The sequence below is a fragment of the Methylobacterium sp. GC_Met_3 genome (assembly GCF_026540775.1).
Lineage (GTDB): Bacteria > Pseudomonadota > Alphaproteobacteria > Rhizobiales > Beijerinckiaceae > Methylobacterium.
On record NZ_JALNUL010000001.1, the window covers coordinates 517,287 to 534,418 of the forward strand.

Here is a 17,132-nt window from a genome sequence, read left to right on the forward strand (position 1 = left end):
CCGCCGGGCGAACGTCGCGGGAGGGCCGGTTCGGCTCAACCCGCGGCGTCCGCGAGAACGGTCCGGAGCTGAGCGTCGAGCTCCTGAGCGACGCTGTCGACCTCGTGCTTGCCGAACTGCCCGAAAGTGGTGGCCGGGCGGTCGTACTCGAACGCGACGCCCCCTTCGGCATCCTCGCGCAGGAGCACCCGGATCGGCGCGTAGAGGGCGGCCGAGAGGACGTGCCGGGTCATCCGCGCGGCCGTCAGCGGATTGCCGATGTCGTACTGGATGGCCTTACGGGTCAGGCCGGCGGTGAGGAGCAGGCCGCCGTGGTCCCGGGCCCCGAAAATCGACAGGGGCGCCTGCCGTTCGAGGAGATCGCGTGCCGCGTCCACCTGCCCGTCCTGCAGAAGCTTGGCGTAGGCGTGGTCGAGGGGCGGCACCGAGGCCTCCAGGGCAGCCCGCACCGCCTCGAAGGACTTGGGCGAGCGGAGCGTGACGTGCTCGACCGCGATCTGGACCGAAGTGATCTGGGGCGCGGTGATCTGCTCGCTCATGGGGGCGGCTCCTGGGTTGGGTTTGGCTGGGATGCAGGTCACGGCCGGTCGTCGCGTGTTCGGATGCGGACGACGGCGCGTCGTCAGCGGATCGCCCTGGCCTGCGTCGTCGCCGTTGCCGCCAGGATGATGTCGGCCCAGGCCTGGGGGCGTTCCAGGGCGCTGAAGTGTCCCGTCCGCTCCAGGGTGATGACGTCCGCCGCGGGAACGGCGCCCTCGACGCCGGCACGGTCGCGGAGCGTCGACCAGTCCTTGTCCCCCCAGACGAGCGTGACCGGCGCGGTGATCGCACGATAGCGGGCGCGGGCGGCGACGAAGCTCGGAAGCGCCTTGAGCAGCGTCCGTGCGGCCTTGCTGTAGCCGGCGCGACCGCCGACCCGCGCGTATTCGTCCAGCAGGTCGGAGGGCAGGCTGCGCGGATCGTGGAAGCCGCCGTTCATGATGCCGCCGGTGATGGTCCGGTTCTCCAGCGCCGCGAAGATGGGGCCGACGACCGGCGCCCGCACGCTCTTGATGATGATCGAGGCCAGAAGGTTCGATCGCTCCAGCCCGGGCAGATAGTCGTAGGTGTTGAAGGCGAAGACCCGCTCGACTGCGTCACCGAGCTCCGCGGCGAGCGACAGCGACAGCGTCGCTCCGATGGACTCGCCCGCGAGGATCGGACGCTCGATGCCGAGCATGGCGATGAAGTCCTTGAGGGCTGCCCGGAGCGTGGGCTCGTCCTTCGGAGCGCCCGGCTTCAAGTCCGACCAGCCGAAGCCCGGCAGGTCGAGGGCGTAGACCGTGAAATGCGGCGACAGCAGCGGAATCACGCGCTGGAACAGGTCGAGTTGAGTGCGCACCGTGTGGGTCAGGACGAGGTTCGGGCCTTTGCCCACCCGGACGTACCGGATTCGGGTCCCATCGCGCAGGGTCGCGGCAGCGATCTCACCGCACTTGAGCCAGCGGCGGGTGTAATTCTGAGCTTCCAGGCCGAGGGCAAGGGCGACGTGCGCGGTCATGGCGGTCCGGATCCTTCGGCAGGTCTGCGCGGGGTGATGCCCACGCGTGCTGCGATGAAACCTAGACGCCCGCTGGCATGTCCCATATGCCGAAGATCCACCTTTTTCAGACATTCCGCTGAGGGGTCTTCCATGCCGTCCATCGGCGTTGTGGTGTTTCCCGGATTCCAGGTCATGAACCTGGCCCCCCTGTCGGCGTTCGAGTTCGCCAACCTGGAACTCGGTCGCGATTTCTACGACGTGACGTTCCTGTCCGAGGGGGGCGGGCCGATCAGGACCTCCATGGGGATGGTCATCGAGACCGAGCCCTTCGCGGGCCGGCGCTTCGATACGGTCCTCGTCGTGGGCGCGATCAAGGTCGACCCGGCGGCCCCCGGCCTGATCGCGCGGTTGCGCGAGACGGCCTCCACCGCGCGCCGGATTGCCGCGACCTGTACGGGCGCGTTCCTCCTCGCCGAAGCGGGCCTGCTCGAAGGCCGGAAGGCAGCGACCCATTGGGCCCATGCCCGCGAGCTGCAACGGCTCTACCCGTCGATCAGGGTCGATGACGACCGCATCTTCGTCTCGGACGGCAACGTCTGGACCTCGGCGGGCATGACGGCGGGGATCGACCTCACGCTGGCCTTGGTCGAGGACGACCTCGGGCCCGAGATCTCGAAGGGGATCGCCCGAAAGCTCGTCGTCTATCACCGCAGGACGGGCGGCCAATCGCAGTTCTCCGCCCTGCTTGAGCTTCAGCCACGGTCCGATCGGGTCCAGAAGGTCCTGGCCTACGCGCGGAGCAAGCTCGGGAATGCGCTCTCGGTCGAGGAGCTGGCGGAGGCGGCCCATCTGAGCCCGCGCCAGTTCAGCCGCATCTTCCGGGAGGAAACCGGCCAATCACCCGCGAAGGCCGTCGAGAACCTTCGCCTGGAGGCCGCCCGGACGATGCTGGAGGACGGTCGGCATTCGCTGGACACGGTGGCCCAGGAGACGGGCTTTGCCGACCGGGAACGGATGCGGCGGGCCTTCCTGCGGGCGTTCGGCCAGCCGCCCCAGGTCATCAAACGCCAAGCCCGCCATCTCCCAGCACCGCGAGCGCTCTCCGTCGAAGTGGCGGCCACCGGTTCGGCGCAGTAAAGCGCGTCACGAAACGGGTTGAGAGCCGCGCGTCATGGCAACCGCCCCGCGAAGCGTGTGGGATCATCCTCACGCCGAGCGGGTCCGGCGCAGCCTGCGCCAGCCTGCCACGATCCCCGTCACCGCGATCCCCGCGGCCAGCAAGTTCAGCACCCACTGGGCCGCGTCGTGCAGGGGCCGGTCGCCGGTGAGCCCCGGCAGGTCGAGCCGGTGCGCGGCGTTGAACAGCCAGCGGTTGATCCGGCCCGAGCGGTCCAGGCGCTGGAGGATCGTGCCGTCCCGGGGATCGACGTGGAGCCATGTGGCGGCCGGATCGCCGAAGCGCAGGCGCAACACCGGAAGCGGCCGCGGATCGGTCCCGTGGGGATACCAGTAGGCGTCGTAGGCCGTCAGCGAGCGGATCGACCGGAGGGGGCCGTCCGCAAATTCGCCCGCTGCGGCCAACGCGATGGTGCGCACGTCCAGCACGGTCGCGCCGTCCGCCCCGACCGTTCGGGGTCCGTCCGGCGCCTCGGCGACGATCCACCAGCGTCCGCCGATCGCCGCGAAGCGCAGGGCGCGGGTGTTTGGCACGGCGCAATCGCGCAGGCGTTGCGGGTCGAGCGCGAGGGCCGGCGGGGATCCGGCATAGGCGGTTCGCAACGCAGCGGGCGGACTGGTCGACGCGAACCAGCGGTTCGGGTTCATCGAGATCCAGCCGCTGACGATGAACACGCTCAGTCCGAAACCGCCCGCGAGGCCGAGCAGATGATGCCAGCGCGCGAGCCCGCGATAGGGCGTCACGGCCCCGCCCGCGTAGCGGCGCCGGAGGCGCAGGCGCCAGATCCCGATCGCGCCTCCGCTCAGCGCGCCGAGGGCCGCGAAGCCGGAGAGCCACAACAGCACCGTCCGCCACAGCTCCGCGCGGGCGCGCAGCGGCGTGAGGTAGATCCAGTGCGTCACCGCGCCGACCAAGTTCCAGCCCCGTTCGAACCGGGTCGTATCGAGGGCGACTGCGCCGGTTCTTTGCGAAAGGTAGAGTTCGGTCCCCGCCGGGTCGCCGAGGGCGACTTTCAGGAAGGGGCGGAGCGGATCGTACCGGGCCGTGACCGTCCACTGGTCGCGATCGACCAACTCGACCCGCGCGTCCGGAGCCCCCTCGGCCGCGAGATGCCGCGCATCTTCGGGCGTCAGCGGGCCGAGCCGTGCACCGGTCCGCGCCGAGACCGTTGCGCGGGCGCTATCCTGACCTTCGATCCGGTAGACCGGCTCGGTGCCCTGCATCTCCAGGGTGACGGCAGCGGGTACGCCGCCGAGGCCACTGACGCGGAGCGCCTCGTCCGGTGAGACCGTGACTCGATCCCAGGCGATTGGAGTCAGCCGCCGCAGGCGCTCGGCCTCGGTGAGCATCGGGAACGGCACGTAGAGCATCACCAGCCCGGAACCGATCCACAGGGCGAAGAACAGCCCCGCGGCGATGCCGGCCCAGCGGTGGAACAGCAGCAGCCAGCGGCGGCCCGCCTTACCGAGCCGCCGCGACAGCCTCACCACGTCACCGTGTAGGCGACCTCGACCGAGCGCGGGCGCCCGAGCAGCCAATTGGTCCCGACCCCGTTCACGGCGTTGCCCGAGATCGCGTAGACCTTGTCGAACAGGTTGTAGACCCGCAGCGACAGGCGCGACGCCTCCGTGACCTGATGGTCGAGCACGAGGTTGACGAGGTTGTAGGCCGGCCGCCGCGCCGTGTTGCCGAAATCGCTGTAGACCTGGCCGACGTTCTGAAGCCAGACCCGTGCGGTCCAGTCGCGTGCGACATCCCAGGTCAGCCAGAGATTGGCGACGCGCTCGGGCACGTCGATCGGCTGGTTCCCGGCATACGAGACGGTGGCGCCGCCCACTGACTGGTCGAACCGGTCGTATTGCGCGTGCAGGAGCGCGAGGTTGCCGTCGAGCCGCCAGCCTGGGGCGAAGAGCCAGCCGAGCGCCAGCTCGAACCCTTGCGAGGACTGGCTTCCGACCTGCGTGGACAGCGTCGGCTGCCCCGGGATCGCCGAGATCAGGTTGTCCTTGACGATCCGGTAGCCGGCGATCGTCCATTCCAGGGCGCCGCCGAAGGCGAGACCCTTGGCGCCGATCTCGACCTGATCGCCCGTGGCGAGCTTGAAGCCGGCCAGCGACTGGTTCAGCGTGATCAGGCTGTTCACCGGATCGGTCGCCACGCTGTACTGGGCGTAGAGCGCGCTGTCCGGCGTCGGATTGTAGACGAGGCCGAACCGGTAGCCGAGGGCCCGGTAGGTCTTCTCGAAGCGCGAACCGGTCTGCAGATCCTCCCTGTTCAGCGTCGGCACGTCGAGGCGCACGCCCGTGAGGAACGAGAGTTTTTCCGACAGGATCACGCGGTCCTCGGCAAAGACCGAGGCTTGGTTCGTCTGCGTGGCATAGGCCGGACGGGCCCGACCGTTCTGCGGGAAGAAACCCGGATCGTAGCCGGTGAGCGGCACGCTGGTGCTCTGGTCGAAAGTGAAGTTGTTGGTGTGGCGGAAATCGATGTGGTTCACGTCGAACCCGGTCACGAACTGGTTCGGCAAGCCGAACAGGCTGCCCCTGACCGTCGCGTCGAGCCGATCCCCGACCTGCTCCTGACTGTGGTAGATCTCGAGGTAGTCGCCCCGGTCCACCAGGCCGGTGCCGCGGTTGTAGGAATACTGCTCGACATCGAGCCAATGGCGCCGGCTGGTGAGCCGGTAGGCGGTGTTGCGGATCGTGATGTCGGCCGAGGGCGACCACTCGGTCTTGAACTGGGTCCAGTTGTCGGCCCAGGTGATCTTCGCGTCGCGGACATTGTAGTTGTTGAACCGGATCAGGTCCGGGATCCGACCTTCGACCAGCGGTGTGCCCCAGTAGCGGGCCGGCTCCTGGTAGCCGAGATCGTGGCTCAGCGTGAAGGCGAGGTCGGCGCTCGGCCGGAACAGCAGGGCTGCCGAGACCGCGAGGTTGCGGAAATCGCCCTCGGGCCGGATCCAACCATCGGCGCGGTTGCCGCTGACGTTGAGGCGGTACGCGAAGGTGTCGCCGAACTCCGCCTGCCCGATCCCGCCGCCGGAATCGAAGGCGAGCCGCGCCACACCGTCCGTGCCCACCACGGCGCGAGCGGCGTTGATCGGCACGAAGACCGGCTTCTTGGGCACCACGTTGATGACGCCGCCGATGGCGCCGTCGCCGTATAGCACCGAGGACGGCCCCCGCAGCACCTCGATCCGCTCGACATTCCACGTGTCGAACGGGAAGGTCACGGTGTTGGCGCCGACATAGAAGCGCGTGCCGTCGTAGAGCTGCTGGATCGAGTTTGGGCCGGCGAAACCGCGGGCGGTGAACGCGCCGTTGCCGTTGCCGGGCGCAGCGATCGTGGTGATGCCGGTGGCGTCCTGCGTCACGGCCTCGGCGATCGTGTCCTGGCCGCGCAGCCGCGCAGTCTCGCCCGACACGATGTCGAGGCTGGCGGGCGTCTCCAGCGGGGTCAGGCCGAGGCGGCTCGCGGTCCTGTCGCGGGTGCGCAGGTTGAGGCCGGTCGGGCTGGCGCGGTTCGGGTCTCCGCCCTCACCTTCCACGGAAAGCTGGTCGAGCGTGACGATCTCCTGCGCGGCACCCGGACTCGCGAGGAGTGCGAGGAGGAGGCCACCGTACAGCGGAGCAGGCCGGCCGGAACGGGTACGAAGCGTCGATGGAGACATGGGGAACGGGATCCTGGCGCGGCCCGCGCTGCCCATGTCCCATATTCGCAATGTAATAACATTACAAATACGGCGCCATTCCCAAGCTCCGGCCCCATAGGTGCGCGCAGGCCTCCCGGACGGGCAAAAGCAAGGTGGTGATGGCGTGGACGGACATCGAAGTGGCGTCGCGGGCGCGCTTGCTGTGGCACGTCACCGCGAACGAGGCCGTGTCGACCGTGCTTGCGCACGGGCGGCTCGACACCCGTCAGGACACCCCGCCCGACGCGTTTCGCGTGTGACCACGGCTGACGGCAGGTCTCCTGGCTCACGGGTCGCCGCCCTGACACCGTCTTCCCGGGCCTCGCGACCCAGTGACATGGTAGTGAAGGGCTCGCCGCTTACAGTTGCGGGGGCAGCCGCGGCCTCGGGGCGAGCCCCACACCGCGTTCCCTTTTGATCCCCGAAGGGAACCGTCACGGCCGAGCTTGATTGCTTCCACCCGCAAGGTCAAGCTTGTGGATATCTCAGATAACCGTCGCGGAGTCGCCGATCGGGCCACCAACGGCTGCGTGATGCCGGCGACGTGGAGTCTCGTTCTTCCGGAAATGAATTTCTTCCGGAGGCTATGGATCTGGCCAAGATCTTTCATTCGCCAGCTTTGCAAAAATAAGATCACATCAAAGAAATGATAGAGAACGGTGGATCGTTTCAGCTCCTGATTGCTTGACTGGTGGCGGTATGATCGCTAAATCAGTTCTCTCTTGATGATCTTAACGATTAAATCTGTATTAAAGTTTGAGACAAACGAGGTCGTAAGCAGAGATTGATCCGCTGAAACTCATATCTGTAATGAGTTCGCTGCCAATCGAAACGCGCGATCTTCGGCGGGCACGCGGGCAGCTAAAGTTTTTCTCCTTCACGCGCAAGTAACGTGCGGCACTCTGGAAGTGCTGGTCCGCACCGCGAAACGGCAAGCACGTTGGTATGACTTGGGTATCGCTCGATATAATCTGGGGATTAAACGATGAATACGGGTTACACGTTGGCAAAGCCATTTCACCCCGGCGGCTTCGTCCGTCGCAAGATTCTCGAGCCACGCAATCTAACGATCATGGGGGCCGCTGCCACATTGGGGGTGACGCGCCAGGGGTTGTCGGATTTCCTCGCCGAGCGGGCCAGTCTGACGGTCGAGATCGCTTTCGAGATCGAGAAAGCCTTCGGCTTCAATGCAGAGGCGCTGATGGAGATGCAGACGCGCTTCGACCTCACCCTCCTGCGCCAACGCCAGCGCGCCGCCCAGATGCAGATGGTTGCCAAGCAGAACGCGCAACCGAGCAAGTCGGGCCGTCGATCGGCCGCCTGACGGTCGCGGCATGGCCCCTTCCCGCTGGCATCCCCGTCGCGGATGACGCGGAGCCGTTCCTCACCGTCATGGAACAGGAACGGCTCCGCGTCTCGCCGCGGCGCGCGTGCATTTCAGGGCTCTGCGGCGGCAGATCTCATCCAGCCTGTGCGTCGGCGGGAATTGCAGCGGGGGCGGTTCTGCGGGCATGGGGACTGCGACACGGCGCGGCCCATGTGCCTGTTTGCGGCAACGCCTTCGATATCGAGATCGCGGCATCCATATCGCGGCGCGCGAAACGCCCGCGCGTTCAAGATGCGCAAATTATTCGAGATACAAAGCAAGTAAAGATATTGCAACGGAGGGGAAAATCGACTCCCTGGATGCATCTTGCGGTGACCGACAAGGATCAGCCTCTGTCGTGGAACCTTGCGCCACGTTCTGCGTAGTCAAGCTATCTGCTTCAGATCTCGGTCAGGTCGGAAGCTTTCTGGGTACTAATCTCGGTCTATAGTCAAAAGGATAAATAGACCAAAAGTATATCTTGCGAAAGGCGTGCCGATTATGGTCTATCGACTGCAAAATACCGGCCATCCTGGCGGCTACGTTCTTCGAAACGTGATCGAGCCGCGCGACCTCACCGTCATGGACGCCGCGAGCCTGCTCGACGTGCCGCGTCACGACCTGTTCGACTTCATCAACGAGAAGGCACCTCTGACCGCGGAACTGGCGTTCCGTATCGAGACGGTGTTCGGCATCGAGATGGAGACGCTGATGGAGATGCAAAGCCAATTCGATATCGCCGAAGCACGCAAGCAATTCCACGCGCTCCGGACCGAGCTCGCCGCCAAGGCGAGGGACCCGATGGCCGGATCCGCGCACCCGGCGGCCGAGCTTCCGCAGCCGACGATCATCCGGCGGGGCTTCGCCGGGGCGTAACCCCGGCTGGCCTCGGGCCGGCTGGGTTGTTTGGGAACGCGGCCGCCTGCCTTTGCCGCGGCATGTCCGCGATGCTAGACCGTCCCCTTCCTCGGTGCGCACAATCCCGCGAAGCGGAGGTCGCTGCGCCCGGTTGGTCCGTCCGCAACGGGGCGGGTTCTGGCAGATTCATGACGACACGACCCCCCTCACGCGGCGGCCCCAAGGGGCGCAGATCCCCGCCCGGTGCGCCTTGGGCGGACGGGCGCGCCCGCACGGGCCCCCGCACCAGCGCCCGCGACGCCGCAGAACGCGCGGCTCGCAACCGGGGCGACGATGCCGGTGCCCGCGACCCCTGGACCGCCGGGGCCGCCGACCGCGCGACCCCCGCGGCGCAGAAGCCGGCACCCCGCGCTGCGGACGGCGAAGCAAAGGTCGAGGCAAAAGCTCAGGCCGCCCCACGGAAAAGCCCGCCGCGGTCCGCGATCAAGCCCGCCGCCCGGCCGAGCCCGACGGAGCGGGCCCCTGCCCCGCAGGTCGGCCCGACCCGCCGCGAGCAGCGCGCCGCCGCATCCGCGACCCTCGCCTCCGGGGTGCAGACCCTGACGGTCGAGGCGGACGAGGCCGGCATGCGCATCGACCGGTTCCTGACCGCTCGTTTCCCGCTGCTGCCGTTTACCCGCGTGCAAAGCATCGTCCGCAAGGGCGAATTGCGGGTCGACGGCAAGCGCGCCAAGCCCAACGACCGGCTGGAGCCGGGCATGAACGTGCGCGTGCCGCCGCTGCGCCTCGACCAGCCCTCCGAACGGCCGCGCAACCCCGCGCGCGAACAGGACGACGCCGAGTTCATCCGGTCGCTGATCCTCTACGAGGATGCCGACATGATGATCCTCAACAAGCCGTTCGGCCTCGCGGTCCAGGGCGGATCCGGGACGGTCCGGCACGTCGACGGCCTGCTCGCCGCGTTGACCGGCCCGGACGGCCAGAAGCCCCGTCTCGTCCACCGACTCGACAAGGACACCGCCGGCTGCCTGATCATTGCCAAGACCCGGCTCGCCGCCGCGACGCTCGCCAAGAGCTTTCGCTCGCGGGCTGCGCGCAAGATCTATTGGGCGCTCTCCGCCGGCGTGCCGCGGGTCCGCCAGGGGCGGGTCTCGACCTACCTCGCCAAGGACGAGCCGACCGACGCCGATGCGCGGATGCGCGTCGCCAAGCACGGTGACGAGGGCGCGAGCCACGCGCTGACCTACTACGCGATGGTCGATCAGGCGGCCCAGAAGCTGTCCTGGCTGTCGTTCAAGCCGGTGACGGGCCGCACCCACCAGTTGCGCGCCCACGCGGCCCATATCGGCCATCCGATCGTCGGCGACCCGAAATACTTCTCGATCGAGAACTGGGAGCTGCCGGGCGGGATCCAGAACCGCCTGCACCTGCTCGCTCGCCGGATCGTGATCCCGCACCCGCGCACCGGCAAACCCATCGACGTCAGCGCCCCGCTGCCGCCCCACATGGCCCAGAGCTGGAACCTGCTCGGCTTCGACGCCGCCCGCTACGATCCGATCGTCGAGGCGCCGGAGGCCTGAGACCGCAGCCAGGGCACGATCGCCGCCGCCAAGGCGTCGGGGGCTTCGAGGGGCAGCATGTGCCCCGAGCCGTCGATCACCGTCAGGGTCGCGCCGGGAATGCCATCCCGCAGCTCCTGCGCCTCGTCACGGCTGCGCAGGGCGTCCTGCGCGGCCGCGACCACCAGGGTTGGGCAGGCAATCTGCCCGAGCTGCGCGTGGTCGGACTCGCGGATCTGCCCGGCCTGATGCAGGAAGACCGCGCCGCCGAGCCGGTCGCCCATCGCCCGGATGCGCGCGATCAGGGCCGCATCACCCGCGCGCGCCGGATGCACCGCTTGCAGGATCGCGCCTCGGCTGAGGCCGGCGAAGCCCTGCCGGCGCACATGGGCGATTGCGGCGGCCTTCCTCTGTGCCTGGGCCGGCGTGTCGCCCCGGGCCGAGGTTGCGATCAGCACGAGGGCGCGCACCCGGTCCGGCACGCTACGGGCGATCGCGCGGGCCACGTAGCCGCCCATGGAGAAGCCTATCACCGCGAAACGGTCCGGCGCCACCGCGATGGCCCGGTCGGCGAGATCGCCAATCGTGGCGTCCTGGCTCGGATCGCCGTACGTGATCGGACCCACCCGCGCGAGGTCGTCGGCTGATAGCCGACCCAATGATCTGCGCTCGGACACCAAAGTTCCGCATCGGATAAACCTAGAGTAAATCAGGGTAGCCGTTTCATGACGGCAACCCTGATTGTCTAAGGGGCGATCGAATCAGTTGGCCGAAACAGTCTTTGCTCACGCCTACGCACACCGGGAAGCGGCCAGCCTGCGCGAAGGGGCGAAGGGCAGGCCGGCCGCCTTTGCCGCGCGGCCAGGGGCTCCGTGATCTGATCACCGCTATCGGGCAACCCAGAGAGGGCGCGGCTCAGGCCCGGACCCAGTTGGGGGCCGTCAGCTGGCCCTGGCCGAGGAAGTAGCCGAACCAGATGTTCATCTCTCCGACAGGCTCCAGGAAGCGGGCATTCGTGAGCGGGCCGCTTTCCACCGGCTCGAACCCCCCGGCCGCGACGAGATCTGACACGGCCTTCTTGGCCGCCTCGTCGTCGCCCGCGACGTAGACCTGCACGGGCGCCGCCCGGTTCGCGCGCGCCTCGGCCGGCAGCAGCTCGGCGAAGATGGTGTTGAACGCCTTCACGACCTTGGCTCCGGGAGCCAGCGCCTGGATCTCCTCGGCCACCGACGTGGTGTGGCCGATGCGCAGGGCCTTGTAGTCCTCGGTGACCGGGTTCGAGATGTCCACGAGCACCTTGCCGGTCAGGTCGCCCGCCGCCCGGATCGTCTCGGCGAGCTGCGGGTACCAGACGGCGAGGATCACCACGTCGGCGAGCTTCACCGCCGCCTCGATGCCGACGCCCTGCGCCTTGTACCCGATCTCCTCGGCGAGCCCGGCGGCCTTGGCCGGGTCCCGCGCGCCGAGGACGACGGGGATGCCCTTGGTAGCCAGGAGGCGGGCGATGCCCCCACCCATGTTGCCGGTTCCGATGATGGCGACGGTCATGATCGTTCCTCCTCCAGGCGCCGCGGCGCTTGAGGGTGTTTGATCTTCAGCTGTCCGAGGATAAATCCCTGGTCCGTTCCATCACCTGAGCCAGGGCGTTTCAAATCATGGATCGGCTCACCAGCATGGCGGTGTTCGCAAAGGCCGTCGAAGCGGGCTCGTTCTCCGCCGCGGGAGTCGAGCTCGCGATGTCCTCGCAGCTCGTGGGCAAGCACGTCCGGACGCTGGAGGAGCACCTGGGCGTCCAGCTCCTCAACCGGACCACGCGGCGTCAGAGCCTGACCGACGCCGGCCGCGACTTCCACGAGCGCGTCCAGCACATCCTGGCGGAGGTCGAGGCCGCCGAGGCCTTCGCCGAGCACAGCCGGGCGATCCCGCGCGGCCTGCTACGGGTGAACGCCCCGGTGACCTTCGGCGTCAACGAGCTGACGCCCGCCCTTCCGGATTACCTCGCACGCTTCCCGCAGGTCTCCGTGGACTTGGTGCTGAGCGACCGGATGGTGGACCTCATCGACGAGGGCTTCGACACGGTGCTGCGCGTCGGACCGCTGTCCGACAGCGGCCTGATCGCCCAGCCCCTGCGCTCGTTCGAACTCATGCTCTGCGCCGCGCCCGCCTATCTTGAACGGCACGGTGCGCCGGAGACGGTCGCGGACCTGCAGCACCATTCCTGCCTCGGCTTCGGGGTGGGCCGACTGGCCCGGGAGTGGAGCTTCCTCGGGCCGGACGGCCCCGTCACCGTCCCGATCAAGAGCCGGTTCGTCGTCAACAGCGGCGAGGCCTTGCTGAAGGCGGCGGTGGCGGGTCTCGGCCTGATCTTCCAGTGGACGCCGCTGCTGCGGGACGAGGTCGCGGCCGGCAGGTTGGTCCGCGTCCTGCCGGACCTCGTCCAGCCGGCGCGTCCGATGCACGCCCTCCACGCGCCGGACCGGCGGACCACCCCAAAGCTGCGTTCCTTCCTGGACTTCCTCGTCGAACGGTTCGGACGGGATACCCTGGCCGTTCGGTGACAGCGGCCGCCTCAGTTCCTAACATCGCCTGACGCGGTCGCGCGTGCGCCACGGCGGCGTTTCCAGGGACGCCTTGGGCATCCCTTCATTGCAATGCCACCCGAACGGGGTGAGTTGCTAGTGGTAGAAATCTGACGTTTGGTACCCATCAGCGAACGTCTGAAAAGGGTGCAGGCTGTGTGAAAACGCAGGAGCCTTTCGAATTTGTAGAACAATTTTCTACGGAGCAGACATGCATGCATGCGGGATGGTCGTTCTAACGTCCTCAAAATGACCGTTCCGGCGTCGCTCAGGCATCGGCGGGGAAATCCTTCTACAGGTCCGACGTTTTCACACAGCTTCGGTGGGGAGCGGAAGCTAGCCGCTCGCCTCAAAGCGGACGTTCCGCCTTCCATCCAAGTTGGCCATGCCCTTAAGCTGCGCGTGCAGCGACCTTCGACATCACCCCATCGGCAACTTGCTGATCGAACAGGGCTCTGAAATCGGACAAGCCAAGGACCATCTCCTGACGTCCCTCCGCATCGACGAACTCGTACATTGCGTCGCCGACATCGTGATGACCGAAGAAGACAATGGTCTCCTCGTCGCCGGCACCTTCGAAATGCGGCTCGCCGTTGACTACGCCGTTTACGTAACTGCCGACCGGGCGGACTTCTTTCAGCGCACCGTCCTGGCGATAGAACCGCAGCTCGCCTTGAAGAACCAATGTGAAATAAGGGCACTTATGACGGTGCAGGGGCTGCTTCATGTTGGGCGCAAACTTGTAGATAACGTCCACAATGCGGCTTTCCGGGTCGGCTTTGTAAATGAAGAAGCCTACGCCGTCGAAACCCTTTAGATTTTGCCAGGGAATGTTGCTGTCGTCGAACTTCTCTTGCGACATGGTTGTCCTCCCGGTGATGCGAACGAGTTCGCGTCTCCCCCTTCCATACGGATGTATCTGCTTCGGTCGAACCGCGGAAGCGGACCTTCCCAAGGCCCGCTTCGGGTTAGGGGCGGACGGTACCAACCGTCAGATTTCCACCACTAGGCGATCAGGCAACCAGCTCCATTGCGCCGGCCGCGTGCGAATACATAAGCTGGGTGCGCACGCGGCCGGGACTTCGCGTAGAGGTTGAGAAATCCCACGGGAAAAGCTCGGCTTCGAGCTTCCGAACCCGTGGTCTCAGGTATCCGGCCGGGCGGATTCTCTGCGGCTGGGCGAGAACCGAACCCACCATGGACCTCACGGAGGCGTGGCGGCGTCTCGCGGATCAACCGCCGGCCACGGCCGTTCACCCTTACCCATCATGGCTGCCGGTGCCACCCACAGCCCACAAGGCTGACTGAGGTGGCCGAGGCGTGACCTCGTCCAAGCTCGCTTCCAGGATCAGTACGTGCATTTCCTCGGCATCGATTGGGTTGGCGTGAACGCCGAGAACGGGCGCAAGCTCGTCCTATCCCTCGTGTTCCTCCTCGTCGTCGTCGGCGTCGGGACCGGCCTACGGGCGCTCGTCGGACTGGTCCTGACACGGACGGACCATTCCACGCTCCAAACCAAGTTCTGGACCCGCCAGGGCATCAGCCTGCTGACGGCGGTGGTGCTCGTCCTCGGCCTGCTCTCGATCTGGTTTAACGACCCGGCGCGATTGGCGACTGCCTTCGGCCTGTTCTCCGCCGGCCTCGCCTTCGCGCTGCAGCAGGTGGTGACGTCTCTCGCCGGCTACTTCGTCATCCTGCGCGGCGCGACGTTCACGGTGGGCGACCGCATCACCATGGGCGGGGTGCGCGGGGACGTGTTGAGGCTCGGCTTCATCCAGACCACCATCATGGAGATGGGGCAGCCGCCTTCCGTCCAGGGCGCGTCGCCGGCGATGTGGGTGAGGAGCCGCCAGTTCACCGGCCGTATCGTCACCGTCAGCAACGCGCAGATCTTCTCGGAGCCGGTCTTCAACTACACCCGCGACTTCCCGTTCATCTGGGAGGAGATGGCCATCCCCATCACCTACCAAGCCGACAGGGCGAAGGTCGAGGCGATCATGCTCGCCGCCGCCCGCCGGCACGCCCTCGATGCCACCGCGATGGCCGAGGATGCCAAGGCACGCCTGCAGGACCGCTTCGGGGTCGAGCCCATCGACCTGGAGCCCCGGGTGTTCTTCCGCATCACGGACAACTGGCTGGAGCTGACGGTCCGCTTCATCCTGGGCACGCACCAGATCCGTGGCGCCAAGGACGCGATGAGCCGCGAGATCCTCACCGGATTGGACGGAGCCGGTATCGGAATCGCCTCGGCGACCTACGATATCGTCGGCCTACCGCCGGTCGAGTGGGCCGGGAGGCGGCACGCCGGACACACCGATGGCGGTCCTTCCGGCGCCGTCGCCGGATGACCGTGACCGGACCGCTCCTCCCGGCCCTCGCCGCGGTCGCCCTTGCGCTGGTCCACGTCGCCACGCCGTCCCTGCGCTTCATCGACGGTTCGCCCCGCAGCGTCTGGCTCTCCGCGGCCGGAGACGTGGCGGTGGCCTACGTCTTCGTCCATTTCCTGCCCGAACCCGCCAGCGGCGCAGCCGGCGTCGGTCGCATGGCCGGCGGGACCTTCGAGGGATTCTCCGAGCGTCACGTCTACCTGATCGCACTGTCGGGCCTGATGGCTTTCGACGGCCAAGACAGGCTGGCCAAGGCCGACCGGACCCGACGCGCCGGCAGGCCGGTGAGCGACGCCCGGGCGTCCTCGACCCAGGCCGATGTCGGGACCGGCGTCGGGGTCTTCCGGGTCCACATGGGATCGTTCGGGCTGTACAACGGGCTCGTCGGCTATCTCCTGCTCCACCCGGAAGTGAGGAGCCTCCCGTCGCTGGCGTTCTTCACCGTGGCGATGGCCCTCCACTTCGTCTTGACCGACTATGGGCTCAACGAGGACCATAAGGCGGCCTACCGCCGGCTTGGACGCTGGATATTGGGCGCGGCGGTCATCGCCGGCTTCTGCCTAGTGGTGGAAATCTGACGATTGGTACCGTCCTCTCACAACCCATTGCAGAAGATCGAAAGGTTCCCTTTCGGTTCCGAGGCTGGGAGAGCGGACGCGCAAGAGGTGGCTTGATCCGACCGCGAGCAGCCTTCAGGAACGTCAGGTCGGGTGGCGGACCCGGCGTTCTGCCGTAAGCGTAAGTGCCATCGCTGCAAGCGCCAAGGGGGCGAATGAAACCCACAGGACCGTGTTCCAGCCATAGCCCGTCAATAGGCCGCCGGACGAGAATGAGCCGACAGCGACTATCCCGAAGACGATGAAGTCGTTGATCGACTGCACGCGCGTCCGTTCCTCCGGGCTATGGAATTCCAGCACGATAGCCGAGGCGCCCACGAAGCCAAAGTTCCAGCCGACGCCGAGCACGATCAGCGACAGCCAGAAATGCGCCACGTCCATCCCTAACAATCCGACGATCACGGCCACGCCGATCAGAACTAAACCCACCGCCACAACCCGGTCGGCGCCGAAACGCGTGATCAGCCGCCCGGTGAAGAAGCTCGGGCCGTACATGGCGATGACATGCCATTGGAGGCCGAGGTTGGCGTCCTCCTGCGCGTGCCCGCATAGGCGCATCGCCAGCGGGGCAGCCGTCATGACAAAGTTCATCAGCAGGTAGGACACCGCCCCGCAAATCACCGCGATGATGAAGCGCGGCTGCTTCAGGATCAGGGCCAGCGGTCGTCCGCCCGCGAGATCCTGCGCGGTCGGCCGTGGCAATCGAACGCCGGACAGGACAAGGGCCGCCAGAGCGGCGACCGCTGCCTGCGCCAGGAAGGTCGCTGCGAACAGGTAAGGAGGCCACAGGTTCATGGTGTGAGTGACGAGTTGTGGACCGATCACCCCGGCGAAGACACCGCCCGCCATGACCGCAGACAGCGCCCGTGGACGCCGTTGGGCGGAGACACAGTCCGCGGCAGCGAAGCGGAACGAGAAGACCACTGCAGCGTATGCACCGCCGAAGAACATCGCGGCGCAGAACAGCCAGAAGCTCGCCGCCACGATGGCCCAGGCCGAGAGCAAGCCGACGAGCACGCCACATCCCGTTCCAACCATGAAGGCGGTCCGGCGTCCGTAGCGCCGGGCGACGCTGCCAGCCGGTAGGGCACAAGCGGCCATCCCAACGACGAAGATGGAGATCGGCAGGGTGGCTAGGACCTTGCTGGGCGCGAGCATGTTGCCCACGACCGCGCCGGTCGCAAACACGACCGTCGAGTTCGCCCCGGCGAGCGCCTGGGCAATTGCCAGCCTCACCACGTTTGCGGTCCCGGATCGGACGGCATCAACGGGTGCAAGCTCGGCTGCCGAAGCGGAGGTGTGAGACATCCAGATACTCAGACTTCGACCGAGCGCCCTGTGCACGGATGGCTTCGGGCTGTGCGGATGGCCGGGAC

16 protein-coding genes and 1 riboswitch are annotated in these 17,132 nt (G+C 67.1%); of the genes, 8 read left to right on the forward strand and 8 right to left on the reverse strand.

Annotated elements, in window-relative coordinates:
• Positions 1–35: 35 nt before the first annotated feature.
• On the reverse strand, positions 36–539 hold the full coding sequence (locus tag OXS27_RS02555) for a DUF302 domain-containing protein (RefSeq protein ID WP_267354055.1): 504 nt from the start codon (positions 537–539) through the stop codon (positions 36–38).
• 83 nt (positions 540–622) lie between these two features.
• Entirely contained in the window at positions 623–1,540 is a 918-nt protein-coding gene (locus OXS27_RS02560) for an alpha/beta hydrolase (protein ID WP_267354056.1), read from the reverse strand.
• A gap of 132 nt (positions 1,541–1,672) precedes the next feature.
• Between OXS27_RS02560 and OXS27_RS02565 the strand changes: the two genes are divergently transcribed.
• On the forward strand, positions 1,673–2,659 hold the full coding sequence (locus OXS27_RS02565; RefSeq protein ID WP_267354057.1) for a GlxA family transcriptional regulator: 987 nt from the start codon (positions 1,673–1,675) through the stop codon (positions 2,657–2,659).
• A 69-nt stretch (positions 2,660–2,728) separates the two neighbouring features.
• On the opposite strand, the gene OXS27_RS02570 is transcribed toward OXS27_RS02565, so the two are convergent.
• Entirely contained in the window at positions 2,729–4,189 is a 1,461-nt protein-coding gene (locus tag OXS27_RS02570) for a PepSY domain-containing protein (RefSeq protein ID WP_267354058.1), read from the reverse strand.
• A complete protein-coding gene (locus OXS27_RS02575; RefSeq protein WP_267354060.1) occupies positions 4,183–6,369 on the reverse strand; it encodes a TonB-dependent receptor in 2,187 nt (728 codons plus the stop codon). Before OXS27_RS02575 ends, OXS27_RS02570 begins: the two co-directional genes overlap by 7 nt.
• A gap of 140 nt (positions 6,370–6,509) precedes the next feature.
• Between OXS27_RS02575 and OXS27_RS02580 the strand changes: the two genes are divergently transcribed.
• The 4 genes from OXS27_RS02580 (at position 6,510) to OXS27_RS02595 (ending at position 10,194) form a co-directional block, all read left to right on the forward strand.
• The gene (locus OXS27_RS02580; RefSeq protein WP_243916683.1) at positions 6,510–6,650 is read left to right on the forward strand and encodes a hypothetical protein; all 141 of its coding nucleotides are present in this window, start codon (positions 6,510–6,512) and stop codon (positions 6,648–6,650) included.
• A riboswitch (cobalamin riboswitch) is annotated at positions 6,644–6,841 on the reverse strand. (Overlaps the previous gene by 7 nt.)
• A gap of 534 nt (positions 6,842–7,375) precedes the next feature.
• Positions 7,376–7,714, forward strand: coding sequence for a HigA family addiction module antitoxin (locus OXS27_RS02585; protein WP_243916682.1), 339 nt, complete (start codon positions 7,376–7,378; stop codon positions 7,712–7,714).
• 543 nt (positions 7,715–8,257) lie between these two features.
• Entirely contained in the window at positions 8,258–8,632 is a 375-nt protein-coding gene (locus OXS27_RS02590) for a HigA family addiction module antitoxin (RefSeq protein WP_267354064.1), read from the forward strand.
• A 170-nt stretch (positions 8,633–8,802) separates the two neighbouring features.
• Positions 8,803–10,194, forward strand: coding sequence for an RluA family pseudouridine synthase (locus OXS27_RS02595; RefSeq protein WP_267354066.1), 1,392 nt, complete (start codon positions 8,803–8,805; stop codon positions 10,192–10,194).
• Here OXS27_RS02595 and OXS27_RS02600 read toward each other — a convergent pair.
• Both OXS27_RS02600 and OXS27_RS02605 read right to left on the reverse strand, forming a co-directional pair.
• Positions 10,161–10,799: an alpha/beta fold hydrolase gene (locus OXS27_RS02600; protein ID WP_267354068.1), complete on the reverse strand. Its 639-nt coding sequence runs from the start codon at positions 10,797–10,799 to the stop codon at positions 10,161–10,163. The two genes, OXS27_RS02595 and OXS27_RS02600, sit on opposite strands and share 34 nt — an antisense overlap.
• A 289-nt stretch (positions 10,800–11,088) precedes the next feature.
• Complete coding sequence (locus OXS27_RS02605; RefSeq protein WP_267354070.1) at positions 11,089–11,721, reverse strand: NADPH-dependent F420 reductase; 633 nt, start codon at positions 11,719–11,721, stop codon at positions 11,089–11,091.
• A gap of 125 nt (positions 11,722–11,846) precedes the next feature.
• Between OXS27_RS02605 and OXS27_RS02610 the strand changes: the two genes are divergently transcribed.
• Entirely contained in the window at positions 11,847–12,731 is an 885-nt protein-coding gene (locus tag OXS27_RS02610) for a LysR family transcriptional regulator (protein WP_346732987.1), read from the forward strand.
• Between the two features lie 412 nt (positions 12,732–13,143).
• Here the strand turns inward: OXS27_RS02610 and OXS27_RS02615 are convergent, their stop codons facing one another.
• Complete coding sequence (locus OXS27_RS02615; RefSeq protein ID WP_267354073.1) at positions 13,144–13,614, reverse strand: regulator; 471 nt, start codon at positions 13,612–13,614, stop codon at positions 13,144–13,146.
• A gap of 493 nt (positions 13,615–14,107) precedes the next feature.
• Between OXS27_RS02615 and OXS27_RS02620 the strand changes: the two genes are divergently transcribed.
• A complete protein-coding gene (locus tag OXS27_RS02620; protein WP_267354075.1) occupies positions 14,108–15,100 on the forward strand; it encodes a mechanosensitive ion channel domain-containing protein in 993 nt (330 codons plus the stop codon).
• Between the two features lie 2 nt (positions 15,101–15,102).
• Positions 15,103–15,717: a hypothetical protein gene (locus OXS27_RS02625; RefSeq protein WP_267354077.1), complete on the forward strand. Its 615-nt coding sequence runs from the start codon at positions 15,103–15,105 to the stop codon at positions 15,715–15,717.
• A 123-nt stretch (positions 15,718–15,840) separates the two neighbouring features.
• Here the strand turns inward: OXS27_RS02625 and OXS27_RS02630 are convergent, their stop codons facing one another.
• Positions 15,841–17,064 (reverse strand): MFS transporter, encoded by a 1,224-nt coding sequence (locus OXS27_RS02630; RefSeq protein WP_267354079.1) that lies wholly within the window; start codon positions 17,062–17,064, stop codon positions 15,841–15,843.
• Positions 17,065–17,132: the final 68 nt, after the last annotated feature.

Excerpts from the sequence above, each read along its gene's own strand:
- OXS27_RS02630 (WP_267354079.1), bottom strand. The coding sequence starts at position 17,064 with ATGTCTCACACCTCCGCTTCGGCAGCCGAGCTTGCACCCGTTGATGCC.
- OXS27_RS02560 (WP_267354056.1), bottom strand. The coding sequence starts at position 1,540 with ATGACCGCGCACGTCGCCCTTGCCCTCGGCCTGGAAGCTCAGAATTAC.
- OXS27_RS02590 (WP_267354064.1), top strand. The coding sequence starts at position 8,258 with ATGGTCTATCGACTGCAAAATACCGGCCATCCTGGCGGCTACGTTCTT.
- OXS27_RS02585 (WP_243916682.1), top strand. The coding sequence starts at position 7,376 with ATGAATACGGGTTACACGTTGGCAAAGCCATTTCACCCCGGCGGCTTC.
- OXS27_RS02605 (WP_267354070.1), bottom strand. The coding sequence starts at position 11,721 with ATGACCGTCGCCATCATCGGAACCGGCAACATGGGTGGGGGCATCGCC.
- OXS27_RS02580 (WP_243916683.1), top strand. The coding sequence starts at position 6,510 with ATGGCGTGGACGGACATCGAAGTGGCGTCGCGGGCGCGCTTGCTGTGG.
- OXS27_RS02595 (WP_267354066.1), top strand. The coding sequence starts at position 8,803 with ATGACGACACGACCCCCCTCACGCGGCGGCCCCAAGGGGCGCAGATCC.
- OXS27_RS02615 (WP_267354073.1), bottom strand. The coding sequence starts at position 13,614 with ATGTCGCAAGAGAAGTTCGACGACAGCAACATTCCCTGGCAAAATCTA.
- OXS27_RS02565 (WP_267354057.1), top strand. The coding sequence starts at position 1,673 with ATGCCGTCCATCGGCGTTGTGGTGTTTCCCGGATTCCAGGTCATGAAC.
- OXS27_RS02555 (WP_267354055.1), bottom strand. The coding sequence starts at position 539 with ATGAGCGAGCAGATCACCGCGCCCCAGATCACTTCGGTCCAGATCGCG.
- OXS27_RS02610 (WP_346732987.1), top strand. The coding sequence starts at position 11,847 with ATGGCGGTGTTCGCAAAGGCCGTCGAAGCGGGCTCGTTCTCCGCCGCG.
- OXS27_RS02575 (WP_267354060.1), bottom strand. The coding sequence starts at position 6,369 with ATGTCTCCATCGACGCTTCGTACCCGTTCCGGCCGGCCTGCTCCGCTG.